Origin of the sequence: Lysinibacillus sp. Ag94 (assembly GCF_023242215.1) — a bacterium.
Lineage (GTDB): Bacteria > Bacillota > Bacilli > Bacillales_A > Planococcaceae > Lysinibacillus.
In genome coordinates this window covers 518,639-537,940 of record NZ_CP096780.1, presented here as the reverse complement: position 1 = coordinate 537,940, position 19,302 = coordinate 518,639, and the positions used below count along the sequence as shown (strand labels likewise).

The window sequence follows — 19,302 nt, the reverse complement described above, 5'->3', positions numbered from 1 at the left end:
GGGTTTTTTATTTGTTTATTTTCTTATTAGTGATGTCGATGTTCTAACGGCGATATTTGATGTTTATCAGCGGGTTTGACTCTCTTATCAGCGATATTTCGCTTTCTATCAGCGATTCTGGTTCTCTTATCAGCGATGTTCCGCTTTTTATCAGCGGTTTTAACTCTCTTATCAGCGATGTTCCGCTTTCTATCAGCGATTTTGACTCTCTTATCAGCGATGTTCGTTTTCTATCAGCGGGTCTGGCTCTTTTTATCAGCGATTCTTGCTCAGCTATGTTCCTCGTTCTATCAGCGGGTCTGACTCTTTTATCAGCGATATTTCGCTTTCTATCAGCGATTCTTGCTCCTTTATCAGCGATGTTCCTCGTTCTATCAGCGATTCTGGCTCTCTTATCAGCGATGTTTCGCATTCTATCAGCGATTTTTGCTCTTTTATCAGCGATGTTCGTTTTCTATCAGCGGGTCTGGCTCTTTTTATCAGCGATGTTCGTTTTCTGTCAGCGGGTCTCGCTCTCTTATCAGCGATGTTCGTTTTCTATCAGCGGGTCTGGCTCTTTTTATCAGCGAAGTTCCGTTTTCTATCAGCGATTCTTGCTCAGCTATGTTCCTCGTTCTATCAGCGGGTCTGACTCTTTTATCAGCGATATTTCGCTTTCTATCAGCGATTCTTGCTCCTTTATCAGCGATGTTCCTCGTTCTATCAGCGATTCTGGCTCTCTTATCAGCGATGTTTCGCATTCTATCAGCGATTTTTGCTCTTTTATCAGCGATGTTCGTTTTCTATCAGCGGGTCTGGCTCTTTTTATCAGCGATGTTCGTTTTCTGTCAGCGGGTCTCGCTCTCTTATCAGCGATGTTCTGTTTTCTATCAGCGGGTTTGGCTCTCTTATCAGCGATGTTCCGTTTTCTATCAGCGGTTCTAGTACCTTTATAAGCGATGTTTCGCATTCTATCAGCGGGTTTGGCTCTCTTATCAACGATGTTTGTTTTCTATCAGCGGGTCTGGCTCAGCTATATTTCGCTTTCTATCAGCGATTCTAGCACCTTTTTCAGCGATGTTCAGCTTTCTATCAGCGGTTCTAGCACCTTTTTCAGCGTTGTTCTATGTCTATCAACAACTGTTCGCCTTCATTCCTGCTCTTTTATCTAACTCCATGAAAAAAGCGATTATTGCGTATTTGCAAAAATCGCTTTTACTTTATTTAATAGCGTCGAAACGTTTATAAGCTACTAATCTTGTAGACCAGTAAGAGTATGTAACGTCCGAAATTTCAACACCGTCTGACCCTGCATGGATAAATTTATTGTTACCTATATAAATACCCATATGTGATATTCCATCTTTATACGTATTTTGGAAAAATACTAAATCTCCTGCTATCGGATTTTTAACTTGTGTTGTATTGCCGTTGAAATATCCTTCGCTACTGTCTCTTCCAATTTTTAAACCACCTTGATTAAAGGCATAATAAATAAGGCCACTGCAATCTAGACCTTCAGGTGTGTTGCCACCATAGAGATATGGTGTTCCTACTAATGAATTAGCTACGTCCACTGTTTTCTTATAAATAGCTTGTCCATTAGCTGCAGGATCTTTAGTCGTTACTGTTGATGTTCCCGCATCTGAAGATCCGTTATTATTATGTACTGTGTCATTTTCGGGTAATGAAGCCTCTGGAGATAATTTTAACACTTGTCCAACGAAAATTGTGTCTGTCGTAAGTCCATTCCAGTCTTTAATGTCCTTTATTGTTACATTATATTGCTTAGCAATTTTGGATAATGAATCGCCTTTAACTACTGTATGTGAAACAGTTGCGGGCTTTGATGGTGTTGTTGGTTTTGGTGTTGTCGGTTTAGTTGTTGATGGATTTGAAGGTTTTACCGCATCATTAGAAGCTTGCTTTGAAACTTCAAGCTTTTGCGCGACGTAAATCAGATCATTCTTTAAATTGTTCCAGTTTTTTATGTCTTGTACTGTTACTTTATTGCTTTGAGCAATTTTCGTTAAAGTATCTCCTTTTTGTACGGTATATGTAGCTGCCTCTGCGGTCTGTAATGCTAAAAAAGAAGTAGCAATAGTACTTAAAGCAAGGATTCTTAATTTTTTTGCTTTTTTCATATCATTTTGCCTCCGTTCGTGCTAAAATATTTCCTTGTGTGTCTATCATACTAGATAATTAAGAAATCAGAAATCAGAAAAATTGACTATTTTTCAAACAATTTATGAAAACTACTGATTCCGACAGATTCTTACAAATTGTAATAGAATATTAATTGCAAGATTAGTATTCATATGATAACATACACTTCTGTATTTAAAATTTTTAGAAAGTTTCATCTTTTCAATCTTAAAGGAGTTTTAATTTTTATGAAGAACATCATGCTTTTCATCAAAGAAAATTTGGCAGTAGGTTTACTATTATTTGCCTTATTTTTAGGTGCCGGAAATATTATCTTCCCCCCATTATTAGGTCAACAAGCTGGTGAACATATTACGACAGCAATGATTGGTTTCTTAATAACAGGTGTCGGATTACCGCTATTAGCAATAGTTGCAATTGCGAAAGCGGGTGGCGATTTACAAATACTTGCTAATCGTGTCGGCCCTACCTTTGGTATTATTTTTACATCAATCGTTTATTTAGCGATTGGACCATTTTTTGCAGTGCCGCGTACAGGCTCTGTATCTTATGAAATTGGAATTGTCCCATTTCTCCCAGAATCAGCAACAGATCATTGGGCACCACTTTTCATTACTTCTGTCATATTTTTTGCCTTTATACTATTCTTAGCTATTAACCCTTCAAAGCTTGTCGATCGTGTCGGGAAAATTTTAACGCCTGTTCTATTGGCCGTTATTTTACTACTAGCGATTAAAAGCTTTATTTCCCCAATGGGTGAACCAGGGGTAGCTATCGGGAAATACACTGATTCTCCGTTGACTGAAGGCTTTGTTCAAGGCTACCTAACAATGGATGTACTAAGTGCACTCGTTTTCGGGATCGTTATTTTGCAAGCATTGCGCGACATGGGTATGTCAAATACTAAAAAGCAAGTCAAAACGACAATTTTCGCCGGAATTGTTGCCGCTATTGGCTTATCATTTGTCTATATCTCACTTGGGCAAATTGGTAACACTAGTATTAATGCAATTGGTACTTTTGATAATGGTGGGAAAATTATTGCGAAATCAGCTGAAGCTCTTTTTGGTAAATTTGGAACTATCATATTATCTGCTACAATTTTACTAGCGTGTATATCTACTGCTGTAGGTTTATTGACTGCCAATGCTCAATATTTCCATAAACTATTTCCTAAAGTTTCGTATAAAACGTTTTTAGTAATTTTCACAATTTTCAGTGCTGCTATAACAAACGTAGGTCTTTCTACAATTATTAGTGCATCACTACCTGTTTTATTAATCATCTATCCACTAGCGATGGTATTAATGGTTCTGTCGCTTTTTGATAACTTCTTTAAAGGTGGGAAAATTGTCTACATTTTGGCATTAATTCCTACATTCTTTGTAAGCTTGAATGATGGTTTAAAGGAAATGAAAATTACAATTACACCATATGTGAACATTTTGAAAGCTTTGCCATTATACGAGCAAAGTCTAGCATGGCTTGTACCTGCAATAATCGGTGCGCTTATCGGCTTAGTCATTCATAAGCTCACAAAAAAATAAAATTTCTTCATCTAACTAGAATCTGATTGCTTTTTGCGAATAAGCTTCAAGCTTCTTTTAGACAACGACTGTCTAGGAATCTTGCGTAAACTTACTTTTTCGCAAATGGCTAGCAGATTCTTTTTTTGTAGGTAACCCCTCCTTTCCTATTCACGGTTATATGGAAATTCATGTATAATAAAGTTAATTAGAAAAGAGGTGTCCCATGAAAAAAATATTGTGGTCTTTTGTATTCGTTCTATGCTTTTTCATCATTCCATTGACAAACGCTTCTGCTGCAAGCAATGAACAACAGCTTGTAACGGAAATCAAGGCAATTATTGAGGAAAGTTATGTTGGAACCATCCACGGCAATTTACAAAAAGCTAAAACAATTCCCGAAATCATTGATATGCTAGACCCTTACTCCACATATTTTACGAAAAAAGAACTTGAAGATTATATGAATAGCATAGATCTATCAACAATTGGGATTGGTGTAATCATCGAAGAACATGAAGATGGTATTCATATTTTACAAGTGTTTGAGGATAGCGGCGCATCTAAAGCTGGTGTAGTTGCTGGAGACATTATTATCGCCATTAACGGACAATCCGTAGTAGGAAGCTCTACCCAAGAAGTCTCCTCCTTATTATCTGGTGACGACAATACGAAAATAGAAGTGACGCTTCGACATGCAGATGGTAAAACTTCAACTACAACCATTACACGGAAAAAATTCACATTACCAAATGTGGAATCTGCGTTACTGTTTGGGGATGTTGGCTATATTGCTATGTCATCCTTCTCAGAAGACGGTGCAAAGCTTGTCAAAGATGCGCTTATTCAATTAAAACAGCGTGGTGCAACCTCTTTTATACTTGATTTACAAAACAATGGCGGAGGCTATGTATCAACAGCTGAGGAGATTGCAGGGCTATTCCCAAAAGCAAAAATTGCCTACTTACTGGAGGAAGCACATGCCTCTTATAAAATACGTGCAGTCAATCAAAACGAAAAATTCCCAGCAGATACACGTATTCTAGTAAACCGTTATAGTGCTAGCGCCTCTGAAATGTTAGCAGCAACATTACAAGATCAGCAATCTGCTATTTTATACGGAGAAACTACGTATGGAAAAGGCTGTATGCAAGGCTTTTTTGAACTGCAGGATGGTAGCTATTTAAAGCTTACAACTGGTAATTTTACAGGTCCATTAGGGAAAACGATTAATGAGGTTGGGGTAAAACCGAACGTCCAAACAAAGACCGCTCCTATTTACCAGGCACATTATGATGCAATTAAAGCACAATATACAAATTATAAAGAGCTTGCAAGCTTAAAAAACGTACCAACTTCTAAAACATTTACTGTGAAATTCTCACAAGCACTCGCTTCGCAAATTGCTGAAGGTAGTGTACAACTCGTTGCTTTAGGCGGTAACGAAGTACCCGTTACTACAAAAGTTGATGGTCATTCATTACTTGTTACTCCATCAAAACCATTAAACAGCGGGCAAGAGTATATGCTACTCGTTCATCCATCTATTCAAAAAGAAACAGGCAATAAGCTTCAAAAAGGCGTTTATCTTCATATTACAGTTAAGAAATAAAAAATAAGGCTAGGACAAATGTGTTTTGGCTAACAAAAATACCGAACTATCCAATGAAACTCTCATGAAGTGTTTCGGATAGTTCGGTTTTCTGTTTAACGTGTTTTGTTAATTGTTCGGCTTTATGTCCCAGCCTCATTTTGTATTTACTTCTCTTAAAAAGTATAAATGAACTAAGTCGCTTGCTAACTCGCATGGCTGTTTTTTTTGTTCAAGTAAATTTGTTAATATTAAACGCTCTAAGGACCCTACAAAACTATCTACAACTATGTTTATGTCTGCACAATATGATTGTAATATATGGGCACAATCATAACGATGTATAAGGTGAGTAAATTGCTGTGTAAGTCGAGATTTAACTACAAGTGACTGCTTAGATTCAAATAATCCAATTTTCGTTAATTTAGGGTTATCAATTATGTAAACGAATAACATTTGTATTTTTTGCTTTAGCTCTGAAACAAAGCCTGCTAATCCCTCTTCGCCTTCTTCTAATTGTTTACCCATAATTTCATCAAACCCTTGCTGAAATAATTTATTCAGATCGGTGTAAAGAGCATCCTTACTTTCAAAATATAAATAAAAAGTTGGCTGTGTTACATTCGCGGCTTTGACAATGTCACTAATTTTTGTATCATGATACCCTTTTTCAGAAAATAACGCTAAAGCCTTTTCAAGCAATAATTGTTTACTTCGTTCACCATTTGAATTAACCTTCCTACCTCTTGCCATACTTCCCACCTTATCTAATTTGTAGTAGTCATAGTCCTTTAGGCATCACTGAAATAATGCCAATTTATCCATATGTTCATAAAAAATACCACTATTAATAAAACTAATTATAATACAGCTCCTATTTTTTCACTATAAAATATTATAAATATAACAAGTTTTTTGCAGATAGTGCTTATAGTGTCCAATCGAGTTTAATTCCTTTCAACGACAAAAACAGGTGCATTAATAACCTTTTTCCACTACAGGCGCTTTAACACTAGGGACAAATGGGCGCACCTTAGTAAAATCCCTTTATTCGAACAACAACAAGCATATCAGCACACCTGAAATAAAAAAGTGGGTATCCCGTGCTTTCTAAGATACCCACTTTTCCCTATTATTTTAAAAATTTCCGTTTTAGTTTATCACTAAATTCTTTTACTTCTTTCACGCCAAATAATAAGTACGAGCCAACAACTACTGCACTAAAAATAACAAGGCCTACAATGAAAGTTAGCCATATGTTGTTGAATACTAAAAACTTGCTTGAAAAATACAAAACAATCGTGATAATAATCATTGGCGGAACTGATCTGAAAAATTGCAGCTCTTTGCTAAAGATCCCCATTTTCAAGTCATATTTATAGGCTGCATAAATAATTAGCATAATAAAGTTTGTTACTGAACTCACTAATGTACCCCATGCAATCGCTTCTGCTCCATATTTATCGACAAGCAACTTAATAACGGCAATGTTAATAACAAATACATTTATTAAGCTGAAGATAACAGGTGCCATTGAGTCACCCTTTGCATAATAAAAGCGCGTTATATACCCGTTTGCAGCTAAAAAATACATCGATAAACAAAAGATTGCCAGTACTGGTGTAGTAATTGCAGTTGAAATTGCATCAAAATTACCACGTTCATAAACAACCTGCACGAGATTCTCTGCATAAAAATATGAGTAGACTGTTACAGGATAAAGTAACAACAATAGATAATGTAGCCCTTTTGAGTATAAGCTTTTAATGGAAGTAAGGTCATTCTCTGCTTCTTTTTGACTCAAAATTGGAAAGATAACTGTCGTTACTGCTGTAATTAAAATTGCTTGCGGGAATTGCATAAGTCTTGATGAATAGTTTACAGCAGCTACTGCCCCTTCAGATAACATTCCTGCAAAAACGCGCTGTAATAATGCATAAATTTGAATGGTTGCCCCACCGAGCATAATCGGTAACGTCATTATCCATAATTGCTTTGATGCAATATTTCGTTCAAATGAAAAACCAACCTTATGTGAATCTAACTTACGATATCCAACAATTAGGAAATATACCATTATTGCTGCACTGACTAATGCACTAATACCATATCCCATTGCGTCGATGCTTGGAATTTTAGATAAACCTACAGCAATCACTAAAAAGATTGCATTATAAATTAAAATAGCAAAGCTAGACAAATGGAATTTTTGATTTGCGTTGAGCAATCCACTATACCATGAGGACAATACGAGTAAAATTGACGAAGGCATCATCCAATAATATAGATTTTTAGCTAAATCTAACTCACTTTGACTAAACGCCTTTTTATCTTTACTTTGGTTAAACATCTCCATAATTGGATTAGTGAACGCTAACATTAAAATTGTCATTATTGAAACCGTTAACAAGACAATTGTGAAGGATTGTTTAACAAATAGCGCACGATCCGTTGTTTCCCGATTATAAATTGAGATAACAGCAGTAGTAAAAGCACCACCTACGACTAGATATAAAAAGTTTGGAATTGTGTAAGCTGTGAAAATACTATCAGCAATATGGCTACTACCATATTGGTATCCGATAATCATTTCACGTAAAAATCCGAAAACACGGGCCACGACATTAATAATCGCAACTGCCCCAACTATTTTTATAAACTTATTCATAGGCCATCCCCACCTTCAATGGCCGACTTATAAATCTCTATACAGCGAGATGTTATATTTTTTTCATCGTGAATGGCTAATACTTCGTCGACCGCTTCACGATTCATATATTGTTCCTTTGGCGTGTTCACGGCACGCAGCATCTCCTCAGATAAAACCATCGCATTTTCGGGCTCCACTAAATGCCCTGCGCCCTCTCCAAGCAAAGATACAAGTCCACCTACATTTGAAGCAATAACAGGTGTATCTGTCGCTAATGCCTCTAATGCTACTAATCCAAAACCTTCTAAATGGGATGGTAATACAAAGACATCACTTGCTTGGAACCACTTTACTAGTTCTTGTTGTTTTAGTGGATCTATAAATTTGACGTCTTCACTGATCAATGGTTGCAAGGATTGGAAAAATGCCTGATCTCTTCTAGAACCTACAATATTTAACTCTAAAGGCCGAGATACTTTTGTTTTTAGCATTTGGAAAGCCTGTAACAGCTCTTCAACGCCTTTTTGTTTTATAACATTTCCTACAAATAAAAATCTGAATGGCTCAGTAGGTAATTGCAGTTCTTTGCACACTGCTACTTGATTTCCTTTTGTGAAAACCTCACGATTCACACCCATGCTAACGACAGAGATTTTACCTTTTTCAATCCCAAAATCTTGTTCAATTTGTTGAGCTAAGACAGGACCTACTGCGATAATATGTTCACTTTCACGTAAAATACTCTCTGTCCAATTACGAATTCTTGCGTTCTTTTTCGCCATGCGCTCAATATCTCCACCATGAGCTGTAACGATAAATGGTATACCAAACATTTTCTTTAATAAGAGCGACAGCATACCAGATGGAAACACATAATGTGCATGTGTGACATCAATAGACTTTCTGTTTTTTAAGCCTTTCATCAATGTCGATAAACCCCATTTTGTATATTTCATAATGGTGTTCTTCTTACCAGTTGCCGGATTAGTATTTACAGATATATCTACGTCTAGTCCTGCCTTTTCAAGAGCAGTGACTTGGTTTTTCACAAAAATACCGAATGATAAATGATCAGATGTTGGATACATATTACTAATGACGAGTATTTTTTTCATAGACGTGTCACTGCCTTTTTCATTAATTCCTGACCACGCATGGCCTCTTTATGAATATGGGTAGCAATTTGTTTCGTCTCCGCAATCGACTGGTCCCAATTACTACTTAGTTTGCCAACTAATGTGGATAGAGCCTTCACATCATCCTCTATATCCTGCATTTGTAAGCAACGATCTGATGCACCTACAAAGGACATAAAATCTTGTACTTTTGTATGATAGGATATCGCAATAATCGGAGTTTCTGAATCCGTTGCCAAAATAAGCGAGTGCAAACGTGTACCGATAATAATATCCTGTTCCTCCGTTACATCAAGTAATCGCTCCGGCACCAAATTTTCATCAATAATTTTTGTGTGTGCATGTTGTTGCATTTTTTTCTGAATATCCTTCGTCACAGTGACGTCCTGCGGGTATTTTGTGGCAAAGAATGTAATTTCGACATTATGCTCAGAAATTACATGATCTAAATTTTTCGCCATTCCTGTAACGTACGCATCATATTTTTCTACATTTCCTTCTGGCCAATAGTTTGCATTATAGTACGGAACCGCTGATACACCTATTTTAATTGGTTTTTCGGCGTAATGTTGACGATCACCTTTTAATGTAAATGCAGGATCACCAATAATATCTATTGGTTTTTTCACCCCAATACTTTGCAAAAGCTTTTTAGACTGGGGATCACGAACAGAGATATTTGCTGCATAACGACACATTGCGCGAATACTAATTTTCCCAGAAATCGTATCAAGTGGTCCAGCGCCACATCCGTAAATAATGTAGGGAACATTACTTTGCTTTGCCATCATTGCATACGCTCCATACAGGTGAGCCTCACGTTTATAAAAATCCATTAAAATACCACCACCACCAATGATGAGGAGGTCAAATGTTGATACATATTGTTTATTATTTTTATAAGTATGGATAAACGTTTTAAATAAATTACTCTTCCTGTAATACAATGGATAGCTATGTACCCCGTAACGTTCGGATGTTTGTTGTGTGTTATTACTAAAAACGGTAATGTCATCATTAGTTACCGAAAATGTTTGTTTTACTTGTTGAAGAATGCCGTATAATATTGATTCATCACCATTATTATCATTGCCGTAATTCCCCACAATGCCTATTTTCATTAAAAAACATCCTTTTACTTTTTAATACTGAGATTATACCACAATTGCACATTTACGTTCTTTTAAAAATAGTAAATATAAGATGAGCTTCAAAAGTTGCTACTAATCTTGTGATCTGTTTCCTCATCAACATAACGTAAGGTTGATTTCTTTGCGGCCAGGCGCTTCCGTAGAGCGTCCGATGAGCCGTTCATCAACTTATACGGTTTACAAGGCCCCAATCAATAACCTTTTATTTTAAAGAGAAAAATAGCAAACTAGGTAACACGACTAGTTTGCTATTTTTTAAATGCTAAGCCATTCTTTATTGATTAATTGCTCTATAAAGGAATAATCCGAAATGAGCGCGACTAATCGCTTCATCTGGCTTAAAGGTGTTATCACCATAACCAGTTGTAATTTTGTTTGCGGCTAACTGTTGAACATATGTGTATGCCCAATGATCCTTCGATACATCTTTAAAGTTAGTGCTGCTTGTCCCTTTTAGATTATAAGCTAATGCTACAACCTTCGCCATTTGTGCACGAGTTAAAGTAGCATCAGGATCAAAGACATTATTGCCCTTACCGCTCATTATACCAGACTCAACTACAGCTGCGATTTGTTTATAATATATGTGATTCGCAGGAATATCCTTAAAGCCTGGATTTTTGACGTTTGATGTTTTTAAATCAAGTGCGCGACTAATAATAACTGCTGCATGTGCACGTGTAAGTTTGTCATTTGGTCTAAATGTGCCATCTGGATGACCTGTAATAATATTATTTTTTGTTAAATACTCAATTTCTTTATAGTACACATAGTTACTAGGAATATCTTTAAACAACGCAGCTTTTGCTACAGTTACAGTAGCCTCTACTCGCTTTGTTCCTAAAGTCGCTACTACTTTACCAGTAGCACCTGGATTTTTAGCTGTAAACTTACCATCATTAGTAATCGTACCGATATTACCTTCTACAGACCATTTCACTTGTGATGCATTGTAAACTAGCGGTTTGCCACCGTCATCCTTTGCATCCATAGTAAATTTAACAGTTTCGCCTGCTCCTACAGTTTTTGACTTTGGTGCAATATCTATTGTTGCTGGAGCATCTACTACTTTCACTTGGAATGATTCAACAGGCGTGCCATCGTGGTTGATGAAAATACGATCATTACCAGCTGTCGTTGAAGTATAGTTCAAGCCGTTAACTTTTAAAGTATTACTCTCAGATGTTAGCGATACATGACCGTCTAATGGTAGCGCATTATAGTTTTCATCTAAAATGTATTGCACTGCTATACTAGACGAAGCACCTGCTAAAAGAGTTGCATAGCTTGTACTATTCGTATATTTAATATATTTTCCTTTGCCAGTTGGTGCCGTACTTACAGCTTGTAATGTTGCGGACACAAGACGCTGCGAATTGCCTGCATTTAATGGTAGGTTCGCTAATACGACATTATTATTACCGTAATTTCGAATACCCATCGTTGTTGAGCCGCCACCATCTAAGTTAATTGCCCGCTCAACACCAAGTGACACTAAATAGTTCGCAAGTTGAACCATATTCATCCCTGCGCTATGTTTCTGTTTCCCATCAACCGTAATAAAGTGTACTGTTTTCCCATTATTACTTGTCGCCACAATCGTACGTGCTGTAACCTCTGTTGCACGCTTACTAGATGTGCTCATCATAATGTAAGGTTTATTATCTTTTACTAAATACGGACCACTTGCCAGGATAAATTTTGCATCCTGCCATTGCTTATCAATAGCGAAGTTAACACTTAGCTCATCGCCAACTGCAATTTGGCTTAGCTTACTGTGCCAATCCCCACCTTGTAAAGATACGACAAAGCCAGTTGAAGGGATCGATATTTTTTCTTTTGATCCATAAGGTGTAATTTGTGTAACTTTCCCTGTTAATGTTTGACCAAATTTATTTTCAGTAACCGGAGCTCCAGTATCTACTACAATTTCAAAACCATATTCATTTGTATTTGTTGTTTTACTATAAAATTGTGGTGTGTAAACAATCGCTTCATATATATTACGTGCACGATTCATCCCTGTCATTTTATAGTCTTTACCACTGTGAGAAAGGGTTACATTAAAATCAAAATAGTCAATGACACCCCTGCCATCTGGAGAAACACCAAAAGCTGTAGGGACATTCATATATTCATCGGAGCCCTTTGAAACAGCTCCACCGTTTAAAATAACATTATCTTTACTTAGTAAAAATAATGGGAAACCTGCTGACATATCGAAGAAACTTGCATTAATAGCACCAACTACACGATTCCCCTCGCGTGAATTACGATTAGCATTTGCTACTGTCGATTCTCTGCCATTGACATTCGCGGGCATACCTAATTGTACTTCTGTCATTGGCTCGTCTACATTAATAACAAGATGATTAATAGAGTTTGTTTTGGTACTGCTGTATGTATATTGTTTATACTGCACACCTTTTGATAATTGTAAATCCTTCTTGACCGTTTGGGCTGCATAGGCATTTAACGGACTAACAACCATTGACAATAATACAACTAAAACCAGTAAATTTTTCGCTACTTTTTTCATTTTTTTGCGCTCCTGAATAAAATGGAGCCCTCAACTCTCCCTTCACATGTTTTACTTCTATAACATTATCAAAAATATGCCAAAATATCCATGGAACATTTAAGCTATTTTCCAGTTTTATATGAATTGTCATGAAAACTATTTATATAGTCTCATTTTATGATTTTTCAAATATTTGACCTTATCGTTACTCTATAACTTTGGTAAAATGATGTAGAAGTCTAGGAGGGTAAAATATGAAAAAACTATCAATCATTGCTTTGCTCATGACAATAATCGGCATGCTTCTTTGGCAACCTCAACTGGCATCTGCTGACGAACTAACAGGGCATTCACATGAACAGGGTCTTCGTTATTTAATTTCTAAAAATGCATTAGTAAAAGATGCAAAAGGAAGTTATCGTCCAAATGACAATGTAACACGTGGAGAGTTTGCTTCTTATTTAAGTAAAGCCATGAATCTTAAAGCGACAAGTGACATAGTCTTTAAAGATGTCCCAGATACATATGTACATGCAAAAGATATTAAGCTTGCTGCTTCAGCTGGTATTATTACAGGTTACGGAGATGGTTCATTTAAGCCTAATGCCGCTATTTCAAGACAGCATATGGCGGTTATGCTTGAGAGAGCTATCGATTATTTAAATATTCCTAAAGGTACGCCTACTATTACGTTTAAGGATAATGCATCTATCATAAAAGACTACCGTCAAGCAGTAGCTATAGGTGCACAACTAGAAATCATTAAAGGCTCTAATGGTTACTTTATGCCTGAAAAAAATGCAACAATTGGACAAGCATCTTCGTTTATTGTCCGTCTAATGCAACTTGCTGGTGATCCAGACGCTACTGCACCCAACGGTGGCAACACAAACGACGGTAATACTAGCGGTGGTAATTCAAACGGCGGCGATACTAACGGCGGTAATTCAAACGGCGGCGATACAAATACCGGATCTTCTAAATATGCTATTAAGGAAATTTCAAACGGCACATTAGTTGGTAACCAAGGATTCTCTACTTTTGAAGCTGCTGAAAAAGCTGTGACAAAAAATACGCAAGTTATTGTCCAAAGTGATAAAATTGTAAAAATGTCTTCAGGGTACGCTGTTACAAATAATTACGTAGCACTAAAATCTGAAACAATTAATGACTCGCTTGCTGTTGCGGCAAATACTGAAATGGAATACCTCAGTAGTGATGCAACACAAGTAAAAGTTCGATTAGCTGGTCAAGTCGGCTACTTAAAACATGCTGATGTTACATTAATCCCATTTTCAATAAGCAAAGGTCGTTCTTACTATGAAAATGTGAATGGTGAAATTAAACACACACTTTACGATTACAAAACAAATAAATATTCTTCTAGCTATATTTTCGGAAAAGCGCCATCCTTTATGAAGCAAAACGAAAAATACTATAGCTGGAACGGTATTTATTTCTCAAACGGCAACGGCTCTTCTAAAGGTGATGCTTATAACTATTATCAATTTTTACCTGCCCGCGCCCAAACACAATACACGGCACAAGAAATCGATACTTATATAATGAATAAGCTTGCAGAGATTGAGAGTACAGGAGCTACCCTTTATAAAGATGCTACAAAGAAAAGTAAGTTAATAGGTTTAGGGAAAACATTGAAAGATGTAGAAGCAAAATCCCAAATTAACGCAATGCTTATTTTATCACTTGCCCAGCATGAGAGTGCTTATGGTATGAGTGAACATGCACAAAAGTTAAATAACCTATTTGGCTTGTACGTGTATGATACGAACCCACTAAACAAAAATTTTGATAGTATAGCTGACAACATCAATGAGCTTGTTGATAAATTCCTACAGCCAAACTACATTAATCCAGGGGGTACACCTGGTAAAAACTTTGCGAATGGTGCAGTAGTAGGTTCAAAAGCTCTTGGCTTTAACGTAAAATACGCGTCTGATCCATTCTGGGGAGCAAAAATTGCAGGACACTATTACCGAGCTGAAAAGGCGTTAGGCTTTAAGGATGCTAATAATCCATACACAATCGGTCTAACAACAACAAACGGCTTAAACGTTCGCACAGGTGCAGCTACTAGCAATAACCCTCTATTCACATATGCACGCAGTGGTATGCCTGTGATCATAACTAGCTCTGCTACAAACGGCTGGTATGAGATCATTTCTGATAAACTGTATACAGGAAAAGCTTTCGTGAGCAAAGACTATGTACAAGTGATCAATACAGTAAAATAAAAAAGAAGTCGTCCTATAACGTAGGGCGACTTTTTATGTTGTTGAAAATTTATAATGGCAATGTTATGGTGTCACATTGTTTTTTCGGCAAAATAAAGGGTAGCAAAATGTTCAACTTCCAAATTTTATCGACACTCACCTGCCATAGGAACACCCTAATAAAAAAGAGATGCCTCAAATAATATTTGAGACATCTCTATTATTGTTAATATGAAAGCTTTTTCTTATCTGTTTTAATAATCGCTGACGCAATTATGACAAAGCCTAGCATTAAAATAAAGATTAAATCAAGCAAGCCTGTATGCATAGACACTGTAAATAAGGTAATGACAAATGCATAAGCTACAGAGTGGAAGCTACGAATACCGCCCTGCTTCACTTTATTATAAATTAATGAGATTAATACACCATATAATAAGAAGCCTATCGCTACAAGCAGATAACCGCCGTCTAAGAATAATTGACCAATAAATGTTGGTGTTGTTGTTCTGTTAGGACGTGTAATATATTTACCTTCAGATTCGGCTAGAGAGTTTACAACTTCTGTTACTCTCATACGTGGTGAAACTTGTTCACCTGGTAAAATAGTACTGATGATACCTGCATGGATTTCTCCATTTAGGTAACCTTCCTTCTGCGTATATTCGATAATTTTACTTAAAACAATATGGCCTGTTACACTCTCACCATTTATTGAACGAATCCATTTTGGTGTTAAGTTAACTTGCTGCTCTACTGATAGCAGCTTTTCTTTTTCTGTTTCAGTCAATTCTACATCTGGTTGTTCACGGCTATTAAATTCTTTCGTTGTATCCTCTGATACAACACGAAGGAAGCCAAACATTGAGAATGCTACTCCGATAACAAACAGAGCTGTAAGGAACCATGTTAATTTCACTCGTTTTACAACGTAATGGAAGATGATAATACCAGTAAATAACATGATAATTAATGGTGTACGGTAACCCATCAATAGGAATAAGAACATTACTGCAGCATAAATAGAGCCGTAGATTAATGTTTTTTTCCAAGTTATATTTTTTTCTAAAATCATTTTATATGATAATAACAGTAAAACACCATACCATAACAATTGAGCAAAGAAGTTTAATTTTGGATCAAGGTTACGTCGATTAGATTCATCAGAAATTCCTAATCCACCACCGGAAGTCATCATTAATACATATGAAACTAAACCTAGTAAAGTTAAAAATACGATAAAATGAACAACATATTTCCCTAAGAAGGATAAACCAAATGATGGGATTGTCCATTGTAACTTATCAATAATGTACACACCAATGTAATAGCATATTACTGCTAAAAATACTGCTGGCCAAATTGATACACGTAAATTAAATAATTCAAATCGATGGAAATCAAATAGACTTGTAAAGAAATAGAGCATTAATACAAAAGGTAAAAAGAAATACGGCGAAAACGTATCAATTTTGTTGACCTTTGCAAAAGTTTGTTTCAGTTTATTCATAAATGTCATACATCTCAGAAGATGTGATTGCCCTCCTCTATCGCGAATCAAAATTGTTCATTCTTTTTATTTACTAAAGCAAAACAAGAGTTATTATATCATAAATACAGGTAGACTTATAGAAAGGAATGAATTGATTTTACATAAAATTATGCAATGTTTTTCTTTTTTCCCTAAATTACGAGATCATCACCAAAACGTGTGGTTGATTTCCGTTCCGACTGGGCGCTTTGTAGCTGACGCTTCGCTTTCGCTACAGAAAACATTTGTTGCTGATGCTTCGCTTTCGCTACAGAAAACATTTGTTGCTGACGCTTCGCTTTCGCACAGAGCAAAGCTTCCTGGGGGCGTCCGATGAGCCGCTTTTGTTGCTGCCGCTACGTTAACACTACGCTTTCGCACAGAAAACATCCGCTGCGCTGCAGGGTCTCGGGCCAACAGATGTTTTTTGCGCGAAAGCGTGAGTGCAACGTAGCGACAGCAGCACGATGTTGGTCACGAAGGCGTTATCACAGGATGTGATGCTTTTAGCCTTCGTTCCTCTACTGCTGATCCCCGAGGAGTCGCCCAGTCGGAACGAAGGTCAACTATTTACATAGTAGACGGTTTAACAAAAGTCATCCACAACTTTTGGTGATAACCAAATTACGAGCTTATAGCCAAAATTTACTGCATAAATTTCCTCAACTGTTGTCCCTCTTAATCTTATCCTCCATTAATCGACAATCTATGTCAAATCACCATACAAAAACCAACTTTTAATGTTTTATCCATTATTTAGTTGTATGATAACTAAGTAGTGCAAATTTCACGGCTTAAGCACAATTCAAAATTAGCACGCAATTGAAGAAAAAATATACAAAAATAAGGATGTGGATTTAATGAAGAAATTATTCGTTTCACTACTCGTAGCATGCTCTTTTATGCTCGTAGTTTTTTTAGCACCAACACAAGCTAAAGCAGCACAGAAAATCGGTGTCGTTTTCTCTGAAAGTAGTGAAAAATATGCCAATACTACACACCCTAGTGGAACATTTAATGGCCAACGTGTTTCTGAAAAGGTTGATTATAGCTCTACATATAATAAGGAGCTAAAAGCTTTTCTTCTCTATCAGCAACAAGGCTTCCACGTAGAGAAAATTTATGAGAAAGACTTAAATAATTTAGAAAGTTTAAGTCAATATGATGCAATCGTCTTTGCCTATACAGTCATGATGAATCATCAGCAACGCGAAAATGTTAAAATGTACGTTCGAAATGGCGGTGGTGCAATTTTTGCCTTCCAGACAGCCCGAAATGAATCTATAAAATTCCCTAAACTCGGTCAAATGGATCTCTCTCCATTGATCTACGATGTCGATTCTTGGGTGATGGAGTGGGATAATTTAACTGAAGTCTTCAATTCTCATTTTATTGACGATATTGTGTTAGGAAATTCTACAATAAGCAATATCAATACTGTTCATCCAATTATGCAAAACACAACAAAAGAGCTTGGCAAAAGCAAGCTTAATCTAACAAAAACAGATCGTGATTGGGTGGAAGTCATTAAGCCTTGGCAAGGTGGATCTGCAACACCTATTTTATATTTCTCAGATTACAATTACACAGACAAACCTAAAACAATGAAAAAAAATGAATTTGGCGCAGCCCATGCGATTGAATACGGAAAAGGCAGAGTTGTTCAAATTGGATTCAAAATCTATGATTATATAAATATTAATGATAAAGCGGATTGGCAGGATAACGAAAATGGTGCTGCTTATATAACAACTAATGGTGATAAGGATGCACAAGTATTTATGAAGCATGCTTTAAATTGGGTAGCCGAAAAACATAATGGCTATGTGCCCCGCCGTTATAACCTTTCGCTTTACTCTGACGGGGTGCAAAGTTATGTAGCACCGTCTGGTAAATTTGTTTTCTACTCCACTGTAACGGTTAAAAACAATGGTAATGTGCCTGCACGCGGTACATTAAAAGTAGAAATTTTAGACGCAAACGATAAAGTTGTTGGTATTGGACATGAACGTTACATTCCAGGACTTGCTGCAGATTCCACAACAGTCAATGCCGATCAAAAAGATATTAGTACCCATGTGGAAAAATATCAGATTACTATGCCTGGTAATTTAGCTGCAGGAACATATACGATACGTACATCCTTTATAGAGGGGCGCGATGATCGCAAAAATGCTGATGAAAAATTTGCAACGATTGCAGAAATTAAAACGCTCACGCGCGCAAAAGGTTCCAACAAAGCGACAATTGCTTCCGCTCCGTTCTTCCCAGATGTATCTTCGTCGAATGGTGCCTATTATGATATTAAAAACTTATATGCATTAGGCATTGTGAAAGGAACTAATGGGAAATTTAATCCACAGGGGACATTAACTCGCCTACAAGCAACAGAAATGATTTTGCGAGCATTAGGGGTTCCAGCGTCAAGCTCAGCTACCTTAAATGCAAGTGACATCAAAGCAGGTGATTATGGCTATGCTGTTTTAGCAACAGGCTTACGCTACGGTATTATTGCAGTAGAAAATGGCAAAATCAATGCCCACCAGCCAATGACCCGCGCTGCCATGGCACGAGCACTTGTCAACGGCTTCAAGCTACAAGGTTACACAAATAATACTTTCTTAGATGTGCCGACATCCCATGCTTATTATAAAGATGTCCAAGCCTTATATTCACTTGGCATCACTACAGGCTATGCCGACAATACATTTAAACCAAATGGTACAGTAACACGTCAAAACTTTGCTCAATTCGTAAATAGAACACTTCATGCAAATTCAAAATAGCTACTAAGGGATAGGTATCACCGGTTGAAGT

General features: G+C 36.7%; 13 protein-coding genes. 5 read left to right on the top strand and 8 right to left on the bottom strand.

Translation table 11 applies throughout. The features are described from left to right. Positions 1-59: 59 nt before the first annotated feature. Positions 60-935, top strand: coding sequence for a hypothetical protein (locus MY533_RS02335; RefSeq protein WP_248717879.1), 876 nt, complete (start codon positions 60-62; stop codon positions 933-935). A gap of 264 nt (positions 936-1,199) precedes the next feature. On the opposite strand, the gene MY533_RS02330 is transcribed toward MY533_RS02335, so the two are convergent. Further along, positions 1,200-2,123 (bottom strand): C40 family peptidase, encoded by a 924-nt coding sequence (locus MY533_RS02330; protein WP_248717878.1) that lies wholly within the window; start codon positions 2,121-2,123, stop codon positions 1,200-1,202. Positions 2,124-2,372: 249 nt separating this feature from the next. Here MY533_RS02330 and brnQ point away from each other — a divergent pair, with 249 nt between their 5' ends. Together brnQ and MY533_RS02320 are read left to right on the top strand one after the other, a co-directional pair. Continuing rightward, positions 2,373-3,692: a branched-chain amino acid transport system II carrier protein gene (gene brnQ / locus MY533_RS02325; RefSeq protein ID WP_248717877.1), complete on the top strand. Its 1,320-nt coding sequence runs from the start codon at positions 2,373-2,375 to the stop codon at positions 3,690-3,692. Positions 3,693-3,897: 205 nt separating this feature from the next. Continuing rightward, positions 3,898-5,283, top strand: a complete 1,386-nt coding sequence (locus MY533_RS02320; protein WP_248717876.1) for a S41 family peptidase — start codon at positions 3,898-3,900, stop codon at positions 5,281-5,283. A 135-nt stretch (positions 5,284-5,418) separates the two neighbouring features. On the opposite strand, the gene MY533_RS02315 is transcribed toward MY533_RS02320, so the two are convergent. From MY533_RS02315 to MY533_RS02295, 5 genes are all read right to left on the bottom strand, one after another. Further along, positions 5,419-6,015 (bottom strand): TetR/AcrR family transcriptional regulator, encoded by a 597-nt coding sequence (locus MY533_RS02315; RefSeq protein WP_248717875.1) that lies wholly within the window; start codon positions 6,013-6,015, stop codon positions 5,419-5,421. A gap of 379 nt (positions 6,016-6,394) precedes the next feature. Next, entirely contained in the window at positions 6,395-7,930 is a 1,536-nt protein-coding gene (gene murJ, locus MY533_RS02310) for a murein biosynthesis integral membrane protein MurJ (protein WP_248717874.1), read from the bottom strand. After that, complete coding sequence (locus tag MY533_RS02305; RefSeq protein ID WP_248717873.1) at positions 7,927-9,027, bottom strand: glycosyltransferase; 1,101 nt, start codon at positions 9,025-9,027, stop codon at positions 7,927-7,929. The genes murJ and MY533_RS02305 overlap by 4 nt, the downstream gene beginning before the upstream one ends. After that, the gene (locus tag MY533_RS02300; protein WP_248717872.1) at positions 9,024-10,169 is read right to left on the bottom strand and encodes a polysaccharide pyruvyl transferase family protein; all 1,146 of its coding nucleotides are present in this window, start codon (positions 10,167-10,169) and stop codon (positions 9,024-9,026) included. Before MY533_RS02300 ends, MY533_RS02305 begins: the two co-directional genes overlap by 4 nt. A gap of 304 nt (positions 10,170-10,473) precedes the next feature. Then, positions 10,474-12,738, bottom strand: a complete 2,265-nt coding sequence (locus MY533_RS02295; RefSeq protein ID WP_248717871.1) for an S-layer homology domain-containing protein — start codon at positions 12,736-12,738, stop codon at positions 10,474-10,476. 236 nt (positions 12,739-12,974) lie between these two features. Between MY533_RS02295 and MY533_RS02290 the strand changes: the two genes are divergently transcribed. Then, entirely contained in the window at positions 12,975-14,975 is a 2,001-nt protein-coding gene (locus tag MY533_RS02290; protein WP_248717870.1) for an S-layer homology domain-containing protein, read from the top strand. 205 nt (positions 14,976-15,180) lie between these two features. Here MY533_RS02290 and MY533_RS02285 read toward each other — a convergent pair whose 3' ends face one another. Together MY533_RS02285 and MY533_RS02280 are read right to left on the bottom strand one after the other, a co-directional pair. Next, positions 15,181-16,464, bottom strand: coding sequence for an oligosaccharide repeat unit polymerase (locus MY533_RS02285; RefSeq protein ID WP_132360478.1), 1,284 nt, complete (start codon positions 16,462-16,464; stop codon positions 15,181-15,183). Positions 16,465-16,637: 173 nt separating this feature from the next. Beyond that, positions 16,638-16,799 carry a hypothetical protein gene (locus MY533_RS02280; RefSeq protein WP_248717869.1) on the bottom strand — a complete coding sequence of 54 codons (162 nt, stop codon included), beginning with the start codon at positions 16,797-16,799 and terminating at the stop codon, positions 16,638-16,640. 546 nt (positions 16,800-17,345) lie between these two features. On the opposite strand from MY533_RS02280, the gene MY533_RS02275 reads away from it, so the two are divergent. Further along, complete coding sequence (locus MY533_RS02275) at positions 17,346-19,271, top strand: S-layer homology domain-containing protein (protein WP_248717868.1); 1,926 nt, start codon at positions 17,346-17,348, stop codon at positions 19,269-19,271. Positions 19,272-19,302: the final 31 nt, after the last annotated feature.